This is a genomic window from Streptomyces sp. NPDC002476 (genome assembly GCF_042889785.1).
GTDB lineage: Bacteria > Actinomycetota > Actinomycetes > Streptomycetales > Streptomycetaceae > Streptomyces.
Genome location: NZ_JBIARH010000026.1, coordinates 61,752 through 81,530, shown reverse-complemented (window position 1 = coordinate 81,530; position 19,779 = coordinate 61,752). Strand labels below are relative to the sequence as shown.

The 19,779-nt window shown below is 68.3% G+C and carries 12 protein-coding genes and 1 pseudogene; 6 read left to right on the top strand and 7 right to left on the bottom strand.

Translation table 11 applies throughout. The features are described from left to right. The first annotated feature begins 360 nt into the window (after positions 1-360). The 4 genes from ACFYXM_RS25885 to ACFYXM_RS25870 all read left to right on the top strand — a co-directional run bounded on the left by ACFYXM_RS25885 (position 361) and on the right by ACFYXM_RS25870 (position 12,872). Positions 361-1,791, top strand: a complete 1,431-nt coding sequence (locus tag ACFYXM_RS25885) for an FG-GAP repeat domain-containing protein (RefSeq protein WP_389292771.1) — start codon at positions 361-363, stop codon at positions 1,789-1,791. Between the two features lie 29 nt (positions 1,792-1,820). Continuing rightward, a complete protein-coding gene (locus ACFYXM_RS25880; RefSeq protein ID WP_389292769.1) occupies positions 1,821-5,441 on the top strand; it encodes a LamG domain-containing protein in 3,621 nt (1,206 codons plus the stop codon). Between the two features lie 163 nt (positions 5,442-5,604). After that, positions 5,605-12,426, top strand: coding sequence for an RHS repeat-associated core domain-containing protein (locus tag ACFYXM_RS25875; RefSeq protein WP_389292768.1), 6,822 nt, complete (start codon positions 5,605-5,607; stop codon positions 12,424-12,426). Beyond that, positions 12,426-12,872 (top strand): DUF6896 domain-containing protein, encoded by a 447-nt coding sequence (locus tag ACFYXM_RS25870; RefSeq protein ID WP_389292766.1) that lies wholly within the window; start codon positions 12,426-12,428, stop codon positions 12,870-12,872. The genes ACFYXM_RS25875 and ACFYXM_RS25870 overlap by 1 nt, the downstream gene beginning before the upstream one ends. A 90-nt stretch (positions 12,873-12,962) precedes the next feature. Here the strand turns inward: ACFYXM_RS25870 and ACFYXM_RS25865 are convergent, their stop codons facing one another. From ACFYXM_RS25865 to ACFYXM_RS25850, 4 genes and pseudogenes are all read right to left on the bottom strand, one after another. Continuing rightward, positions 12,963-14,231 (bottom strand): tyrosine-type recombinase/integrase, encoded by a 1,269-nt coding sequence (locus ACFYXM_RS25865; protein ID WP_389292764.1) that lies wholly within the window; start codon positions 14,229-14,231, stop codon positions 12,963-12,965. Further along, positions 14,228-14,412: pseudogene (locus ACFYXM_RS25860) on the bottom strand (helix-turn-helix domain-containing protein). Before ACFYXM_RS25860 ends, ACFYXM_RS25865 begins: the two are co-directional and overlap by 4 nt. Then, positions 14,405-15,751: a replication initiator gene (locus ACFYXM_RS25855; protein WP_389292762.1), complete on the bottom strand. Its 1,347-nt coding sequence runs from the start codon at positions 15,749-15,751 to the stop codon at positions 14,405-14,407. The pseudogene ACFYXM_RS25860 and the gene ACFYXM_RS25855 overlap by 8 nt, the downstream one beginning before the upstream one ends. Positions 15,752-15,884: 133 nt before the next feature. Continuing rightward, positions 15,885-16,181, bottom strand: coding sequence for a hypothetical protein (locus ACFYXM_RS25850; RefSeq protein ID WP_389292760.1), 297 nt, complete (start codon positions 16,179-16,181; stop codon positions 15,885-15,887). 452 nt (positions 16,182-16,633) lie between these two features. On the opposite strand from ACFYXM_RS25850, the gene ACFYXM_RS25845 reads away from it, so the two are divergent. Further along, the gene (locus tag ACFYXM_RS25845; RefSeq protein ID WP_389292758.1) at positions 16,634-17,134 is read left to right on the top strand and encodes an SRPBCC family protein; all 501 of its coding nucleotides are present in this window, start codon (positions 16,634-16,636) and stop codon (positions 17,132-17,134) included. A gap of 189 nt (positions 17,135-17,323) precedes the next feature. Here ACFYXM_RS25845 and ACFYXM_RS25840 read toward each other — a convergent pair whose 3' ends face one another. Then, entirely contained in the window at positions 17,324-17,776 is a 453-nt protein-coding gene (locus ACFYXM_RS25840) for a DUF5709 domain-containing protein (RefSeq protein WP_389292756.1), read from the bottom strand. A gap of 267 nt (positions 17,777-18,043) precedes the next feature. Between ACFYXM_RS25840 and ACFYXM_RS25835 the strand changes: the two genes are divergently transcribed. Further along, a complete protein-coding gene (locus tag ACFYXM_RS25835) occupies positions 18,044-18,274 on the top strand; it encodes a DUF6296 family protein (protein WP_389292754.1) in 231 nt (76 codons plus the stop codon). A gap of 96 nt (positions 18,275-18,370) precedes the next feature. On the opposite strand, the gene ACFYXM_RS25830 is transcribed toward ACFYXM_RS25835, so the two are convergent. Continuing rightward, on the bottom strand, positions 18,371-18,793 hold the full coding sequence (locus ACFYXM_RS25830; protein WP_389292752.1) for a cold-shock protein: 423 nt from the start codon (positions 18,791-18,793) through the stop codon (positions 18,371-18,373). A 112-nt stretch (positions 18,794-18,905) separates the two neighbouring features. Next, entirely contained in the window at positions 18,906-19,778 is an 873-nt protein-coding gene (locus tag ACFYXM_RS25825; protein ID WP_389292750.1) for a DMT family transporter, read from the bottom strand. Position 19,779 lies beyond the last annotated feature (1 nt).

The following is a 19,779-nucleotide window of genomic DNA, read 5'->3' as shown; positions in this document are numbered from 1 at the left end:
TCCGGCATCCGGTTCGCACGTTCATATGCTCTTCAAGCTGACATGGTCAACAGGCGTGCGGAAGACGCCTGTTGATCCGTGGTCCATCGCTTCCGCCGGAATTGCGGGCGGCGTGGTTCCGGCTGCATCACATTCGAGAACATAGACCTCGGTGGGCGCTGGCGCGTGTCCCGCCGATATGGGGGATTGCGGGAAATGCTGCAAACAGCTATGCCTGCGGCTGGCTTGAGTGGTGGTCCTTTGCGGGCCGTCCGGCGAGGGGTGATCGCGACTGTCCTGGCGGCGGCACTCCTCGCGCTGGGGCAGAGTGGCCCGTTGGGTAGGGGCGCACCGGCGGTCGCGGCAACCGCATGTTCCGGCGTGGCCTCCGACTTCAACGCAGACGGCATTCGTGACGTTGTGATAGCCGATCCGGAAGCCACTGTGTCCGGAAAGCAGCGGGCCGGGCTCGTCCATGTCGTGTACGGCGGAGGCAAGGGAGTTTTCGAACTCTCACAGGATACAGCGAATATTTCGGACTCGGCTGAGACCGGAGACCAGTTCGGCTTCTCCTTTGCTGTGTACGACGCGAACCTGGATGGCTGCAGTGACATTGCTGTGGGCGCCCCCTACGAGGATATGAACCTGGCGGACGGGGTGGTGAAGGACGCCGGCCTGGTGCATCTCGTCTACGGCTCCACGGCCGGCCTCGGCCAGGGAGCGGCGGCATCAGTGGGCCTCTGGCAAGGTGCCGACGGGAAGCTGGGGGGCGGCTACGAGGCGGAGGACTGGGTCGGATATGCCCTGACCGCCGGAAAGTCGACCACCAACATTCCCTTCCTCGTCATCGGCGTCCCCGGAGAGGACGGACCCGGCGGCACGGACATCGGTATCGCTCACTACGTCTACGGCACCTCCTTGAACTCGGTGTCCTTCGGCCAGGACAGCACCGGTGTGTGGGAGGATGCCGAGCCCTATGATCGCTTCGGGGCGTCGCTCGCCTCCACCGACCGCCACTTCGTCGTCGGTGTGCCGGGTGAGTCGCTCGGAACCGTGCAATCCGCCGGCGCTGTAGTGGCGTTTCTCCCGTCACTCAACACTGACGGGATACCGGCCCCGATGTTCGGCATGGGCCAGGGACGGACCGACGGACCCGACAACGCCGCGCAGACCGGTGACGGGTACGGGACCTCGCTGGCGATGGCTCCATATCGGCCTAGCGGGGCAGCGACCATCACTGACTCGATGCTCGCGGTGGGAGTCCCCGGCGAGGATCTCTCGACCACGGTCGACGCAGGTGCCGTGCAGGTGTATCAGGTCAAGGCCGACCGGACGGTCGTCCATACCCAGTGGATTGATCAGAACATCCCCGATGTCGAGGGCGAGGCAGAGCCGGGCGATTTCTTCGGTCAGCGGCTTGCCGCCGTCAACACCGCAACCGATGTGGTCAGTACGGCGGCCACGATGCGTCTTGCAGTCGGTGTGCCGGGCGAGGAAACTGCGGAGGAGCACGCGGAGAAGGGCGGAGTGGCCCTGTTCTCGATGCTCGGGGCGCCCGGAGCGGCAGACAGCTGGATCGAGCCGGGCTACGGCATTCCGGCTCAGCCCGCGTCCCGTCAGTACGCGGGCATGAGCCTGGGCAGCAGCCCCTCCCTGTTGTACGTGGGCATGCCCTACGGCCCGGCCGAGGGCCACGCGGTCCACGGCTTCCCGTGGAACGTGGCCTCCGGCGGTGCTCCCACCCAGACCTGGAAGCCCGGTGAGGGTGGCCTCCCGACCGACCGTGTCGCCTTCGGTGCCACAGTCCGCTGACCGCAATGAACGACATGGAGAGTGGACGAGTGTCCAGACGAACAGGGCGCAGCCTGGTGCTGCGTGCCTCGGTGGCCGCCGTGGCGGCGGGCGCTGTACTGACGACTGGCCTGGCCTGGTTGCCGCAGGCCGGCGGTACGGCGGGCAAGCGAGCCGAAGTGGCCTCGACCGCACCGGTGCAGACGGAAAATCAGGCCTTGGCGGCCGCCCGCAGGAGTGGCACGAACGTTGAGGTTCTCGGTCTGCGGACGGAGCGGCGTGAGATCTTCGCCGAGCCGGACGGGACGTTCACGGCCCGCGAGTATACCAATCCGATCCGAACTGTCCGTAACGGCGCATGGGCCGACATCGACGAGACACTGGTCAAGCACGCGGACGGGAGCTGGGGTCCGAAGGCTTCCACCGTCGAGCTGAGGTTCTCGGCGGGGCAGGCGGACAAGCCTTTCGTGACGATGCGCCGTGCGGGCCGCGAGCTCGCCCTGACCTGGCTGTACGGGAAGCTCCCCGCGCCGCAGGTCGAGGGAGACACGGCTACGTACGCCGATGCCCTTCCCGGCGTCGACCTGAAGGTGCGTGCCGAGGCCGACGGCTTTGGTCATCTGCTGGTGGTCAAGACGCCCGAGGCCGCGGAGAATCCGCAGCTGGCCAGGCTCGACCTCGGCCTGACGACTGACGGCCTCAATGTCAAGGAGGACGCAGCAGGTGCCCTCAAGGCCGAGGACGCCGCGGTGGGCGGCACGGTCTTCGAGGCGGGCAAGCCGGGCATGTGGGACTCGTCCGCGGTCCAGGAGGCGGCGGCGAGGAGCGAAGGCCCGCAGGCTGTTGCCCGGGCCCTGACCTCCTCGGTGACCGACGTGCCCGCCGCGGAAGAGCAGAAGACCGCTCCAGCGCCCGCACTTGAGGGCCCAGGCGGTGGCGGCAAGGCCGCTCCGCTGGACATCGAGGTCGCAGAGGGCAAGCTGACACTGATACCCGACCAGAAGCTGCTCAAGGGGAGCGACACCGTCTTCCCGGTGGTCATCGACCCGATCCAGCGCACCACTTCGCGTACAGCGTGGACCGGTGTGATGTCCGGGATGCCGGGCGAGCAGGACTGGAAGTACTCGGACAGCGCTGGTGTGGGCAAGTGTCCGACCGACTACAACCCGGTGTCCTGCAACGGAGTCGGCGTACGTCGGCTGCTGTTCACCATGCCGATGTCGTTCTACAAGGGGAAGCAGATCCTGGGCGCCTCGTTCAACGCCCGGGTCGCGCACATCTACAGCGCTTCGCCGACGGCCGAGCCGATCCAGCTGTACCGGATCGGTGGCAAGAACTACAGCATCACCTCCGGCAGCGACTGGTCGAACACCAAGAACGACTGGTCGAACCACCTGCAGACCGTCGACAAGGCCATCTCGCCGACGTCCTGTTCCAGCCAGGCGAACCTGCACTTCGAGAGCGGTGCGACCGGCGAACTCACCTCCGAGGTGAAGACTGCGGCCGCCGGCGGCTGGTCCTCGATGACGTTCGGTCTCAGGGCCGCCGACGAGTCCCGCTTTCCCGAGTGGAAGCGCATCTGCGGCAACGCCTATCTGTCGATCAGCTACAACAACCTGCCACGGCAGATCAAGACGACGGACATGTTCTCCAACCCCGGCGGTATCTGCGCCTGGGGCGCGAACCGCCCGTACGCGGATGTTCCGCCGCAGCTCCAGGCGATCGCCAGCGACCCCGACCACGCCAACGGCCAGACCGACAAGGTCAAGGTGCAGTTCAAGGTGGCCTGGACCCCCAAGGGAGCCACCGCGGAGACGTCGTACACGTACGACACCTCGTATCTGGCCCCCACGGCCAACACCAAGTTCACGCACACGGTGAAGTCGACGATCCCGGAGGGCGTGGTCATCTACTGGAGCGCTCGCGCCAATGACGGCGATGGCTGGGGCCCGTGGAGCAATAGCGGCGACACCCCGCAGCGCTGCGAGTTCATGTACGACAAGACGTATCCCGGCAAGCCGAACGTGCTGTCCAGGGAGTACCCGTCGGACACCGTCTACCACGACGGGGTGGGCACCTACGGCACTTTCACTTTCGCGCCGAACCCGAACGACTCGGTACCCGACACCGACATCGTGAAGTACCGGTACGCCTTTGACGGCACTGCCAACCCGACCACGACGGTGACCGCGTCCACGGCGGGCGGCCCGGCATCGGTGACCTGGATGCCGTCGCGTGCCGGACGCCACTGGGTGGACGTCATCGCGGTCGACAAGACGGAGCACCCCTCTGCCAAGCAGCACTACGAGTTCCTGGTGACCGAAGGCGCCCCGGTCGCGGGTCAGTGGAACCTCGCCGACGAGGCGGGATCCGAAGCCCACGACGAGAGTGGTGAGTTCCCGGCGAACGTCGGTACCGGTGTCACCTTCGGAGCCGAAGGACCCGGCGGCAAGGTGGACTTGGCAGCCTCCTTCGACGGCAGCGCGGGCGCCTACCTCGATGTCGGCGAGACGGTGATCGACTCCTCGAAGGGCTTCAGCGTGAGCGCCTGGGTCCGTCCCACGGCCCTGGACCGCAGCATGGCGGTCGTGAGCCAGGACGGCACGGGCGAGCCCGGCTTCACCCTCGGCTACGACGCCACAGCCGGCACCTGGGCGTTCTCCGTGCCTGTCACGGACGTCGACACGATCGGCGAATGGAAGGCGGTGGCCACTGGAGTCTCCGTGGTCAAGGACCAGTGGGTCCTGCTGACCGGTGTTTACGACGCTCAGACGACCGAACTGCGGCTTTACGTCAACGAGTTGTTTAAGGGTGCCGTGGCGCGTCGCACGGTGTGGAAGTCGTACGGCCCGCTGCAGATCGGCCGTGCCACGGCGAAGAGCGGATACCGCGACAACTTCACCGGGGACATCGCCGAGGTCCGCGTCTTCGACCGGGTGCTGCCCGCAGCGCAGGTAGCTGAGCTCAAGACGGTCAAGCCGCAGCGCAAGGGCTACTGGCAGCTCGACGCGGCGACCGACGGTGTCTCCCCGGAGACCGGGAACGGTGCGGGTCTGACCCTCGCCGGCAACGCGTCGATCTACCGCCCGGCGGATCCGCTCGACACCGCGCCGCTGGTCGGCGAAGGCAACCTGGTGCTGGACGGAGACGGGGACTACGCGGCCACGGCCACGGCCCCGGTGACCGGCGGCACCAGCTTCACGATCTCGGCCCGGGCGCTGCTCACCTCGCTCGACGCGACGAAGTCGCAGACAGTGCTCTCGCTGCCGGGGACGGCCGCGAACCGGGTCCAGGTCCGGTACCAGGCAGCTACCCAGCAGTGGGAGCTGGCGGTCGCCCAGTCCGACTCGTCCGAGGCCGAGGTGAAGGTCTTCACCGGTGACCAGGAGCTGCCCGACACGGGCGGCTCCGGCCAGCACCTGGCCGTGGTCTATGACGCCTTCGCCAATGAGATCCGGCTGTATGTCAACGGACAGTTGGCCGGCACGGCGCACGGTGCCGAAGACACCCTCTGGGCCGCCACCGGCGGTCTGCAGGTGGGGCGTTCGGCGCTGGGCGGCGGCAGCGAGTACTTCGCCGGCGCCATCGACGAGGTGCGCGCCTACACGGGTGCGGCCGACGCGGTGGCCATCCGCCGGATGGCGGCGCTGGCGGCGCTGCCTGAGATGTAACGCACCTCGCGGGTGTGCCGGCCCTCCGCGGAGGGTCGGCACACCCGCGACTTCTTTTGCTGCTCACTTTGCCCATTGAGACCTCGCTACATGGAGTGCATTGATGTATCTACGTGGCCGATTGCTTGATCGGCGCATACCAAGACGAATCCTCAGCACAACCGTGCTCGGCCTGACGCTGGCGCTGACGGCGTCCACCCTTCAGGCCGTGGCCTACGCCGACAGCAAGGGCCAGGGCCGACCCGGCGTCCAGGATCTCGGTGACCCGGTCGACGGTACGGCGGGCACAGTCAAGGGCCGACCGGCCGACCCCGCCCGCAAGGCAGCCGTGACCCAGCTCGACAAGGCCGTCTGGCCCGGTCAGGGCAGCGCCGACATCACCGTGTCGGCCGCCGGGGCGAAGAGCCCCACCGAGGTCGAGGCCGGCGGCCTGCCGCTCTCCGTCACTGCGCCGAAGACCTCCGCCAAGGCCAAGTCCACTGCGGGGAAGGCGAGTACGGCCCCGGGCGAGGTCAAGATCGACCTTCTGGACCCGAAGCGCGCCGCCAAGCTCGGTGCCGACGCACTGCTGCGTGTGCGGCGGGCGGATGAAGGCGAGCAGGCGGCCAAGGTCCGTCTGAACGTGGACTATTCGGCGTTCGACGACGGCTACGGCGGCAACTACGGGGCCCGGCTGCGCCTCGTACGGCTGCCGGCCTGCGCCGCGGTCGCCGAGCCGGGCAGCAAGGCCTGTCCCGAACTGCCCGAGGCGCTGCCGACGGTGAACAACGCGAAGGACCACACGGTCTCCGCGGACGTCACCGCCGCTCCGGCCGCCTCCGGTGCCTCGACCATGGCCGTGACGGGCGATTCGCTGGTCGCCCTGGCCGCAGGCGACTCCTCCTCGCAGGGCAACTACTCGGCCACTCCGCTGTCGAAGTCCGCGAGCTGGACCGTCGCGAACTCCTCGGGCGGCTTCTCCTGGTCGTACCCGCTGCGTACGCCCCCGACCCCCGGCGGCCTCACGCCCACGGTCGGCCTCGCCTACTCGTCCCAGTCCGCCGACGGCCGCACCGCCGACACCAACAACCAGGGCTCCTGGATCGGTGAGGGCTTCAGCTACGAGCCGGGCTACATCGAGCGCCGCTACAAGGCATGCTCCGACGACGGCCACTCCGGCTCCGCCGAGCAGTGCTGGGCGTTCGACAACGCCACCATCCTGCTGAACGGCATGTCGACGGAGCTGGTCAAGGACGACACCGACGGCAAGTGGCACCTCGCCGCCGACGACGGCGCCAAGGTGGAGAAGCTCACCGGCGCCACCAACGGCGACAACGACGGTGAGTACTGGAAGATCACCACGACCGACGGCACCGAGTACTACTTCGGCAAGAACCGGCTGCCCGGCTGGGACACGGGGAACGAGGAGACCGCCTCGGTCTGGACCACCCCGGTCTTCGGCGACGACTCCGGCGAGCCCTGCTACAACGCCACCTTCACCAGCGCCCACTGCAACCAGGCCTGGCGTTGGAGCCTCGACTACGTCAAGGACCCGCAGGGCAACGCCCTTTCGTACTTCTACGAACGGGAGACCAACCACTACGCGCTGAACGGCAAGACGGACGTCAACGGCACCGCCTACCATGCCGGCGGCTACCTGAAGCGCATCGACTACGGCCAGCGCGACGGCCAGGTGTACGCCGCCAAGGCACCCGCCCGGGTCGTCTTCAACACCCAAGAGCGCTGCCTGCCGACCGACACCTTCACCTGCGCGGCGGCCGACTTCAAGAAGGCGAACGCCGCTCACTGGCCGGACGTCCCGATGGACCGGTACTGCGCCGCGAGCACCAAGTGCACCGCCTCGCAGGTGGCGCCGTCGTTCTGGACCCGCAAGCGGCTGGCCGGCGTCACCACACAGATCCGCAAGGACGACACGACGTACCAGGACGTGGACGCCTGGACCTTCACCCACCTGTTCACCGACAACGGCGACGACTCCAAGACGCTGTGGCTGTCCAAGATCGACCACGAGGGCCGCGTCGGCACCGTCGCCAAGCTTCCCTCGCTGGAGCTCTACGGCATACAGCTCGCCAACCGCGTGGACGCGATCGGCGACAACATCGCCCCTTTCCACCGCTTCCGGCTCGCCGCGGTTCTGAGCGAGACGGGCGCCCAGCTGGACGTCAACTACGCGCCCACCCATTGCACCAAGGCCGCGCTGCCGAAGCCGGGTGAGTCGACCAAGCGCTGCTACCCGGTCAAGTGGTCCCCGCCGGGCCACATCGACCCGATCACGGACTGGTTCCACAAGTACGTCGTCGCGGAAGTCATCGAGACCGACCGCACCGGCGGCGGCGACAAGCTGGTGACGAGGTACGACTACCAGGGCCCGGCCGCCTGGCGGAAGGCCGAGCCGGACGGCATCACCGAGGACAAGTACCTCACGTGGGGCGGCTGGCAGGGCTACGGCAAGGTAAAGGTGACCGGCGGCGCCGAGAACAAGCAGACCACCCGTGTCGACTACACGTACTTCCAGGGAATGGACGGGGACAAGGACCCCGCAGGCGGTACGCGCAGTGCGGAGGTGACCGACTCCGAAGGCACCAAGTACCCGGACCACAAGGAGTTCACCGGTCAGGAGCTGGAGGCCGCGACCTACGACGGCGACACGCTCGTCTCCAAGTCGATCAACACCCCCGCGCGGTACTTCACCGCGACGGACACCAACACCTGGGGCACCACCAAGGCGTCGATCACCAAGACGACCAAGGTGCGCGGCTACACCGTCACCGAGGGCGGTGACGGCCGCCGCGAGACCGAGGCGAACACCAAGTACGACACGTCCAACGGCACCGGCCGCGTGATCGAGTCCGAGGACCTCGGTGACCTCTCCACCACCGCCGACGACACGTGCACCCGCACGTACTACGCGGACAACACCGCGGCGAACATGCTGGAGCTGACATCACGGATCGAGACCGTCGCCGTCCAGTGCTCCGTGACGCCCGACCGCACGAGTCAGGTCATCTCCGACGAGCGCACCTCGTACGACGGCGGGGCCTTTGGCGCCGCGCCCACCAAGGGCAACGCGACGACGACCGAGCGACTCAAATCGCACGACGGCACCACCGCGACCTATCAGGTGACAGGCACCACGGCATACGACGCCTTCGGCCGCCCCACCTCGCAGACCGACGCTGTCGGCGCGGAGACCAAGACCGCGTACACCGATGTCAACGGCCTCATCGCGCAGACGAAGGTGACCAACGCGCTCGGGCACGTCACGACCAGTGACTTCGCCGCGGCCTGGGGCCAGTCCACCGGTCAGACCGATGCGAACGGCGAGCGCACCGACCTCGCCTTCGACGGCCTCGGCCGGCTGGTCTCGGTCTGGCTGCCGGACCGCGCCAAGAGACAGACCCCGAGCATCAAGTACTCGTACAACGTGCGCCGGGACAAGGTCGTCGCAGTCAAGACGGAGAAGGTCGAGGAGAGCGGTTCGTACGGCAGCGAGTACGAGCTGTACGACGGACTGTTGAGGCCCCGCCAGAAGCAGACCGAAGGCCCCGGTGGCACCCGCCTGGTCGCCGACACCTTCTACGACGCCACCGGCAAGATCCTCAAGACCAACGCCACGTACAACGCGTCCGGGGGGCCCTCGGACGAACTGCTGATCGTGCGCAACGGCGAGGTCGGCGCGCAGACCCAGTACGAGTACGACGGTCTGGGCCGCACCACCGCGGAGATCTTCGCGGTCGCGGGCGCCGAGCAGTGGCGTACCACGTACACCCACGGCGGCGACCGCACCCACATCGACCCGCCGGTCGGCGGCACGCCGACGACGACCCTGACGAACGCCCGTGGCCAGACCACGGAAATGCGTCACTACAAGGGCGCCTCGCCTGTCACGGGAGGCCCGCCCTCGGGCTACGACACCACCACGTACGCGTACACGGCAGCGGGCCAGCTGAAGCAGCTGACCGACGCCAAGGGCAACATCTGGACATACACGTACGACCAGCGAGGCCGGCGGACCGAGGCGCAGGACCCGGACACCGGAACGACGAAGACCACCTACGACGACGCGGACCGGGTCCTCTCGTCCACAGACAGCCGCAACGAGATCATTTCCACGGTCTACGACAAGCTCGGCCGCACCGTGACGACCTGGGACGGCGCCCCGACCACCGGCACAAAGCTCACCGAACGGCGCTACGACAAGGCCGGCTGGCTGGGCAAGGAATACGCCTCGCTGCGCTACATCAGCGGCACCGAGTACTTCGCCACGATCGTGCAGTCCATGGACGACTTCTACCGTCCGCTGAAGACGGCCTACTCGGTCCCCGCCTCCCAAGGAGCACTGGCCGGTCTCTACACCTTCACCGCCACGTACAACCGCGAGGGCACCAAGCAGAGCGACGGACTCCCCGCGGTCGGCGGTCTTGGCGCCGAGGCACTCGTCTACGGGTACGACGACCTGCAGCGCATGACGACGATGACCGGCGACACGCCGTATGTCACCAACACCATCTGGTCGGGACGCAGCCTCCTGCAGCAGTTGGAACTGTCAAATGGCGGCAAGAAGACCTGGCAGACCTTCGACTACGAGACGGGCACCGACCGGCTGACCCGCTCCGTGGTCGATGTCGCGGGCTCCACCACCGGGCCGGCCAAGGAATCGAACTACTCCTACGACCAGATCGGCAACATCCTCTCGGTCGCGGACACCGCGGGCACCGGGACTCCCGACCTGCAGTGCTTCACCTACGACTACCAGTACCGGATGACAGAGGCCTGGACCCCGGCGACCACCAAGGACGGCGCCAAGGCGTCCGGCACCGTCGGAAGCCAGACCCCGCTCGAGGGCGCGCGCCCGGCCGCATGCAGCGGCACACCCGGCAGCTCCGCACTCGGTGGCCCGGCGGCCTACTGGAACTCGTACACCTTCGACGAGGTCGGCGACCGGCTGTCCGAGACGGTGCACGACACCGGCCTGGACGCCGCCAAGGACACCAAGCGCAGCCTGACCTACAAGCCGGGCACGCACCAGGTGTCCAAGGTTGTCGAGAACACTCCGACCGGAGACCGTGAGTACGCGTACACCTACGACGCTGCGGGCAACACCGAAACCCGCACCATCGGAGGCAACACCCAGACCCTGGAGTACGACGCCACGGGCAAGGTGATCAAGAACAGCCGGCCCGACGACGTCACGACCCCCGACAAGAACGAGGCATCGCAGACCAGCTACCTCTACGACGCCGACGGCGGCCGGATCCAGCGCAAGGACCCCTCGGGCACCACGATCTACCTGCCCGGTACCGAACTCCGCCTCGACACCGGCTCGTCGACGGTCAAGGCCACCCGCTACTACAGGTACGGCGACTCCACGATCGCGGTCCGTGACGACACCAAGAAGCTCTTCTTCCTCGCCGCGGACCACCACGGCACCGGCGAGCTGTCGATCGACGCGACGACAGGGGCCATCACCCAGCGCCGCTTCGACCCGTACGGAAACAACCGCGGTACCCAGCCCGGGCAGGGCGCCTGGCCGGGCGAGAAGGGCTTCGTGGGCGGCACGATCGATGCCTCCACGGGCCTGACGACGATCGGGGCGCGGGAGTACGACTCCTTCCTCGGCAAGTTCATCTCGCCCGACCCGGTGGTGGACACCAGCGATCCCCAGCAGCTGAACGCGTACGCGTACGCGCACAACCGTCCTGTCTCGGCGAGTGACCCCACGGGTCTGTACGACCCGGACGAGCGGGCGTACTGCCAGCAGCACCCCAGCAGTTGCACTGGCCTTCGCGTCAAGACCGGCGAAACGAAACATCAGCAGCAGGCCAATGACGCCAAGGACAACCTGGACAGGGCGGAGAGCAACCTCAGCGGTTCCAAGCACCGCATCAAGCAGACCGCCAAGGCGATCACCAAGATCGTCATGGACGAGCTGGGCGTCACCGCGGCCCTGGACTGCTTCTCCAGCGGCGACCTGGGCGCCTGCGGCGAAACGGCGCTGAATGTCGCCGGCAGCTTCGCAGGTGGCCTCGCCGGAAAGTTCCTGGCGAAGTACGGCGCAAAATGGGAGTGGAACAAGGCCTACCAGGTGATCAAGCAGGTCACCGGTCTGGTAGCCGACTTGGTCGACGGCGCCCAGGAGATGTGGAAGGCATCCAAGGCGTATGAAAAGGCCAAGGGTGCCTGGGCCGCGGCGAAGTCGAAACTCGCGGGCGACTGTCACAGCTTCCTTCCAGGCACGCAAGTGGAGCTGGCCGACGGCAAACGCAAGAACATCGAAGACGTCGCACTGGGCGACACAGTTGTCACGACAGACCCGAAGACCGGTAAGAAGCTCACCCGCAAGGTCGTCGGCACCATCGTCACCGAGGACGACAAGGAGTTCGTCGACCTCACTGTCGCCACACCCGACGGCGACGCCTCGCTTGTCGCGACGGTCACCCACCCGTTCTGGGTGGCGAACGAGCATCGTTTCGTAGACGCCGGCGATCTGAAGCCAGGCATGCTGCTTCAGACCCCGGAGGGCAAAACCTACCCCGTGAAGAGCCTGCGGTTCTTCACAGAGCGTCAGCGCACACACGACCTGACCATCGATGACGTCCACGCGTACTATGTGCTGGCGGGGGCAATTCCGGTCCTCGTTCACAATTGCGGAACGGCTGATCCCTACAGCCTCAAGCGGACCGAGGCATTGTCCGGCAATGCATCTAAGCGGAACGTGGATAATCTGACGGCTTCCATGAAGGAAGGAGGCTGGCAGGGGGATCCGATCAAGGTGGCGCAGAATAACGGTGAGCTGTACATTCTGGACGGGCATCACCGTGTCGCGGCGGCGAAGCGGGCGGGGATTGAGGTCCCGTATCAGGTGGTTCCTGAAGAGGAACTGCTGGCTCGCTACTCGGGCGGTATTGACGAAGTGACTACCGCATGGGCTGAAGTGGGGCCCGATAAACTCGTGAACCGTCACAAGAGGCCGGGGTACAGGTAATGAGTAATGCGTCCGTCGAGGTGGCGGAATACGTCAAGGCTCTCGCTCGCGTCCAATCCGAGGTCCTGCAAAATCTCCCTGACCTGGGGTCGAGCCTGGCATCAATCCTGAGGCGTGTACGTGCAGGCCAGTTGCCGAAGGATGGAGAACTCGCGAACGGGATCGAATACTCGGTGCACGGTAATGGCTGCCTGTTTGTTTCGGTCGACGGACATGAAGTCGATGTCGATTTCCTCGCCAATGGGACTCCCGTATTTGACGCATGGCGGATCGAAAGGTTCTCCCTGAGTCGAGGAGTTGCGCCAGTGAGCACCGCCGAGGAATTGACCCGAGAGTGCCGTCTCATGGTTTCCTCTGGGACTCTGGAAGAGGCAAGCGGAGGGTGGTTCGCGGTGAAGAGCGAGGGAGTCGCCGCTGATCAACTGATAGGTCGTGGTCAAGGCTAACGCTGCAAGCAGATGCCCCAATTGAGCGAGTAATACATGAGGCCCCACCGGGCGATTCCGGTGGGGCCTCATACTCATTTGACGGCAACGTCAGCGGACGACGGCTGCAGCGGGTGGGTCTTCCGGTTCGTCGTCGGTCTGGCCGAGGGCGTTGCCGAGAGTGTCGATGGCCTGGCGTTGGAGGCGGAGCCTTACGTGTGCGTAGACGCTGGCGGTGACGCCGATGTGGGCGTGGCCCAACAGCTCCTTGATGACGACGAGGTCGACGCCCTGTTCCAGGAGCAGGGTCGCGGTCGAGTGCCGTAGGTCGTGGAAGCGGATGCGTCGGAGTGTGGCCCTGTCGAGGAAGGTGCGGAAGCGGCGGGTGAGGTTGGCAGGGTCGAGAGGCCGGCCAGTCGGCGTGGTGAATACGAGCCCGCTGTCGCTCCAGTCCGATCCTGCTGTCTCTCGCTCCTTGTCCTGCCGTCCTCTGTGCTCCTTGAGGGAGTTGAGGCATTCGGTCGGGAGCGCGATACGACGCTCGGACGCCCGGGTCTTGGTGGGCAGATGCGTGAGGCCGCCTGTGTGAGTGCGCTGGAGCGAGTGCCGGATGCTGGCCGTTCCGGTGGTGAGGTCGAGGTCTTCCCAGTGGAGGCCGAGTAGTTCGCCCTTGCGGAGTCCGGTGCGGAGGGCGATTTCGTACAGCGCGTGGAGCCGGTCGGCGCGGGCCGCGTCGAGGAACTGGCGGGCCTCGGCTGCGGTGAGCGGACGGAAGCGCCTGGGCTGGTGCGTGGTCGTCTTGACGTTGCGCGCGACGTTCCGGGGCAGTTCGTCTTCGCGGACGGCGTGTTCCAGCGCCGATTTGAGCACCGAGTGCACGTAGGTCACGGTCAAAGCGGACAACCGCTTCTGGCAGCACTCGCCGACCGCGCAGCACCTCTTCCGCACAGCGTCGAGTCCCTGGGCGCAGCACTGGCAGGTGGTGCGGAGGCGGTCGAGGAAGGTGCGGACGTCTTTGGCGGTGAGGCGCGCGACCTTCTTGGTGCCGAGGCCGGGGACGAGGTGGAGGCGGACACAGGCCGCGTAGCGGGTGTGGGTGTTCTCCCGAAGCCGGTGGACGGCGACGCTGTCGAGCCAGTAGGTGAGGTAGTCGCCGACGGTGCTGTCGGCGGTGGCGACGGGCAGTCCGCGGTTGCTGTCTGCGATCTTCTCGGCGAGTTTGTCGGCGGCTTCTCTCCGGGTGGTGCCGTAGACGCGGACGCGTTTGCGGGTGCCGTTGGCGGCGAGGACGTAGCTGGCGGCTTCCCAGCGGCCGTCCTTGCGCTGGTAGATGGTGCCTTCGCCGTTGGCGCGGGCCTTCTTGCGCTTGGGGGCGGTCATCGGGCGGCTTCTTCCAGGTGGCGCTGGTGTAGTCGTCCAGGGCGTGGGTGGGGATGCGGCGGGCGCGGCCGATGGTCAGCGAGGCGAGGCGGCGGGTGCGCAGGAGGTCGTAGAGGGCGGAGCGGCCGATCTTGAGTCGGGCCATCGCCTCGGGGACGGTGAGGAGTTCGTCGTCACGCACCGGCTGTCACTCCCTGTTCGCGTGTCGGGCCGCCGTGGATGAGTGCGGCGAGGCGTTCGAGGTCGGGGGTGAGGCCGGTGCCGTCATAGGCCCAGTGGGCGAGGACGAGGGTGGTCGGGGAGGGCAGAGGGGTGTGGCGGCGGTGCCAGGCGGCTCGGGCGGCCCGGAGGGCGCCGAGGGTGGTGGAGTAGGCGCGGGTCTTGGTGGAGAAGTGGCCGCGGAAGCCGAGCATGTGGGCCCACTTGCGCAGGTTCAGGTGCTTGAGGTCGTCTCGGCTGCCGAGGGCCCAGGCGGTGCGGATCATCCGGGCGGCGTGCTCGGGTACGGACTCGAACCAGAGGTCGGTGATCCTCTTCAGCCGGCGGTCGAGGGTGCCGGTCGCGGCTTCGGTGCCCTTGGTGGCGTACTTGGCGACGTATCCGGCGACCTTGCCCTCGGTGATCGTGGTCCCGGCCCGGAAGGCGGTGGACCGGATGATCCTGATGTCGACCTGCTCACCGAAGCCGAAGGAGCGGGCGCGGCCGTTGATCTCCGGTCCGTCGATGTGGGCGCACGTGGCCGCGATCCGGATGGCATCGGCGAGGAGTTCGGGCGTGGCCCAGGCGGGTGGCGGGGTGTGGGGGCCTGCGGGGCCGTCGAGGCGGATGACGGCGTGGAAGTGGATCAGTCCGCGCTGCTGGTACTCGGCGACCTTGGCGTACGAGACCCGGACGACCTTGGAGAGCAGTCGTTGCGGGAAACCGGCTGCGGCGGCGATGGTGCGACGCAGGTGGAGCATGAAGCGGGCCCACAGGGCCGGGGCGTGGGCGTTCCACAGCACGGCGCCGGTGTAGTCGTACCGCTCGGGGTCGAGCGGGGTGCCGAGGAGCGGGTCGCCCTTGGTGTGGGTGCGTCCGCAGCGGCAGCGGGCGGAGCCGCCCACGCGTCGGCCGTGGACGGGTCCGTATGAGGGCGCGGTGAGGGTGGCGAAGACGCGGGGGTGGGTGGCGACCTGTTCGGGGATGTTCTTGCCGCCGCGCAGGCCGGCGGCGATGAGGTGGTAGGTGTCCTGGCGGAAGAGCTCGGCGCAGGAGGGGCAGCGGGTGGTGCGGCGGTTGCCGCAGCGGACCAGGAGGTGTCCGGCGGGCAGGTCCTTGGACTTCAGTTCGCGCAGGATCTCGCCGGTGAAGGCGTCGATCTCGGTGCGCTGGTCTTCGAGCCGGATCGGCTGGGAGCAGCCGCCAAGGGAGGACAGCTGCCGTACCAGGCCGAGCAGGTCGCGGTACCCAGTGAACGTGGGCAGCGCGGCCGTGGCCGTTTCGGGGCGGGGGATTGTGGCGGTGGGGTCGTGCGGTGGCATGCTGGCGGGACCTCTCTGCTCTGCGGCACACGCGTGCTGCGGATGGGTTGGGGAGGGAGGCCCCGGCAGGGGCGAGGGTTTGGCGACTACACGCCCTTGCCGGGGATCACTGCGAAGCGGTATCCGGAGGCGGTCACGCGGCCTTGTCCAGGTCGACGAGGTCGGGCAGTTCGCGGATCTTGAGCCCTTCGGCGCACATGAGGTCGTTGATCTGCCAGCAGGCTTCGGTGGGCAGGTAGAACGAGCGCAGCCGGACGGAGGTGCGCATGTCGCCGACGGAGGCGATGGACACGCCTTGGGGCATGGTGCGGTCGGCGGCGGTGATGTCCAGGTCCCGGCCGTCGGGGAAGAGGTGGAGGAAGTCCTCGACGGTGTCGACGCGGTGGCAGATCCGGGCGGACAGGTTGGTGCGGATGGCGGTGGTGAGCACGTCGGCGGCCCGTACATCCTTGACGACGTCGTGGAAGCGCAGGGGCGGGTCGCGCCCGGCGTGCGGCCGGATGGTTGCCTACGGTGGGAGGGGAGTGGGCGGGAACGCGGGCGGGCGGCTGTGGGTGCGACGAGGGCGGTGGACGCGACATGCAAGGCTCGCGGATCCCGCCCGGCGCGCACTCCGAACGGTCGGCGGGCCGCGCAGGTGCCGTGGGCCGGGGCGCGCCCCGACGGGCCCGCGAGCGAGCACAAGGCGGTGCCGGAGGGCGGCGCGGCCGGCCACCGACGTGCGCCGGGGCGGCGGACGCCGCGCCACCTCGACCCGGGCCCCGGTCCAGGAGGTCACCGACCGCCGGAACGACCACTACGAACGCCGCCCGACCGCGCCGCCCCCTGAACGCACCCCGGAAGGAACAGGCCCGGAAGGAACAGGCCCGGAAGGAAACAGTTATGGACAAGCCCGAATTCGTCTACGTCATCTACATCCAGACCACGGCGGAGAAGCTCTACCAGGCGCTGACCGACCCCGAGTCCATCAAGATCTACATGGGTGGATACGGCCCGGACTCGACCTGGGAGGTCGGCGCGCCGGTCCGCTGGAAGATGGACCCGGACGGCGAGTTCGAGGAGGTCGGGCAGCGCGTCCTGGCGGCGGAGCCCGGCAGGCGGCTCTCCTACACCTGGCACACCCTGCAGCCCATGCACCGTCAGATGTTCGACTTCGCCTCGGACGAGGAGTGGGAGAAGGCCGTCCGTGAACGGTCGAAGGTCGCCTTCGCCATCGAGCCCGCCGAGGAGCCCGAGATGGGCATCAAGCTGACGCTCACCCACGACGGCTTCGACAGTCCGGACAGCAGGATGCTGGAGGGCGTCAGCAGCGGCTGGGTGGTGATCCTCTCGACGCTCAAGACCCTGCTGGAGGGCGGGAGATTCCTCGACGAGCCGGAGTGAGGACGGCGAGGGCGCTCGGGCCGCGTGCCGGCCGAAGCGCACGACGGCGAGGCCGTGCGCGAAGTGGGGATGCCGCGAGTGCGATGCGGTGCCGTGACCGTGCGCGATGCCGTGACCGTGCGGGCCGTCCGGGTCCCCGTCCGCCTCCGGGCGTCCGGGGCCGGCCCGGAGCCGGTCTCCGCTCGGAGCTCAGAACTGGTTGTCCGGCACCACGTGCACGGCCGCTTCCTCGGCCGATGCCCCGGCCCCGTCGATTCCGACGTCCTCGGCCGCCAGGGTGTCCGGCTCGTCGATGTCCAGTTCCCGGGTGAGACGTCCGGCGCGTACGTCGCCGACCTCCCCGTCCCAGAGCTCGCCGTCACTGTCGGAGAGATCCCCCATGCCGTCGCCGTCGACCGCGGTGATGTCGGGGAGCTCCCGGGCCAGACGGCTCTCCAGGGGCTCGCCGCTGTGCTGCTCGGCGGCCGTGGTGCCCACGTCCTCCACCGCCCACGGTCGCTCGGGCGGGGAGTAGCCCTCGTCGAGCAGGTCGGTCAGCCCGCGGTTGTCGAGGGTGTCCTCGATGTCGAGCTGCTCGGGGAGGTCGGATGCCTCCGGCTGCTGGGGCTGGTAGACATCGTCCCCCATCTCGGCGTCCTTCATGGTCTGTCCCTTCCCGGTTCCGGGACCCCGGCCCTGCGCGCCGGACACATGACTCGGGCGGATCGGGTCGCAGGCAAACGTGCGCGCCTGCGGCATATAAGTAATAAGCGCCTCAAGACCGCCGAAGCGTCCTTATGGGTACAGGATAAGTGGCCCCGGCAGGAGTCCGCAGCCGTTCGCCCCCTGGGCGCGGACGGCCGGTCCGAGGGACGATGGACGTGTGACAGGCGGGCCATGTCCTGCCCCATCGGTGTCGGGAGAGCCGCCATGGATTACCCGGAGAGTTACGAGCTGGTGTTTCAGTCGTCAGCCGTGGAGGACGACACGGTGACCGTCCGGCGCACCGAGCACTCGGGCGCGGGCGGGTACCCGATCTACGAGGACGAGACCGGGATCGTACGCGCGGAGATCAGCGACCGGGGAGAGGTGCGCATGCTGGCCAGCGGCGGACACCAGGTCCTCGGCACGCCGCTGGTGGTGCGCGAGACGAGCGCCTGACCCGCACGGGCCCGCCCGGGGAACGGGCCCCGTCCGGGCCCGTGCGGCACGGGACGGGTCACCGGCAGCGGGCCGGGACCGGCACGCGGGCCCCGGTCAGCCCTCGGTCCAGCCGTGGTTCTTGGCGAACTGGAGCAACGCGCCCCGGACCTGGAGGATCTGGGCACCCGTCAGCGTCGGCGCCGACTCCAGCAGGGTGTCGGTCACCTCCCTGGTGAACGCGGCCGAACTGAGCACGTCGCACAGAGCGTCGTCGTCCGCCGACCCCGCGTGAGAGACGGTCGGCCTCGGAGGGGTCAGCGGCTTGCCGTCGGGCCCCTCGGCGAGCCGGACGGACGACGCCTTCAGCCCGCGGTCACCGTCCTCGATCTCGAACTCGACCAGAGTGCCCGTGTGCACATAGGACTCCGGGATCATCATGTCGTTCACATGCAGGAAGACGTCCTCACCGCCGTGATCGGGCGCGATGAAGCCGTACCCCCGAGCGCTGTCGAATCGCACCACGCGACCAGAAACCACACCAACCCCCAAAAAAGAACCGGGCCCCTCGCCCGTCGCCACACATGGCTCGACGGGAGAATAGCCCCGGCGGTCGCGCGGCGCGACCCGGTCCGGGAATCGCGCCGCCCGCTCACCGGAGTCGGCGCGGTTCCGGCGCGGCCCCCGAGGCCAGCGGGGAGCGGGCCAGCACGATGCTGCCCACCGTGATCAGACCGACTGCGACCAGTTCCGGCACCAGCCACCACCCGGTGCGCAGTCGCTCGTCGAACAGCGTCACCCCGTACAGCACGCTGATCAGTGCGTCACCCAGGGTCAGCGGCGGCTGGACCGCGACCAGCATGCCCGCCTGGAGCGCGTTCTGGAGCAGGAACAGCGCGCCCACCCCCGCCGCGGCGGTGGCGTACAGCTGCCAGGACGCCAGCAGCGCCACCGCCCCGCCCCCACCCTGGAGCCGCGCCATGGCGTCCTTCATGAGCGCGGCCGTGAGGGCGTACCCGCACGCGGCGGCGAGACCGAGCAGCGCGCCCCGGGCGTTGCCGCGGACGCCGAGCGCCGTACCGATCAGCGCCGCCTCGAAGAGCCCGGTCAGGAACAGCGCCGGAATCCAGACCGCTCCCCGAACCGCGGCGCCGTCGCCCTGCGGCGCCGCCGAGATCATGCCCAGGGCCAGCCCCAGGGTCATGGCCGCCACCGCGTACCAGAGCGAGGCGGGCAGCCGGACCCGCATGACGAATCCCGCCATCAGCAGCGCGGCCGGCAGCTCGATCACGAAGATCGGCTGGACCACGGCGATCGGCCCGGTGGCCAGGGCCACGGCCTGGCAGACGGCCGCGACGATCACCAGACCGATCCCGGCGAGCCAGGTCCGACGGCGCAGCAGGTGCCCGATCAGCGACAGCCGCATCGCCTCGCTGTCGGGGACGGTGCGCGCGGCCCGGCGCTGGAGGACGGAGGCCGCGCCGTTGGTGAGTGCGGTCAGGACGGCGAACAGGACACTGATCACC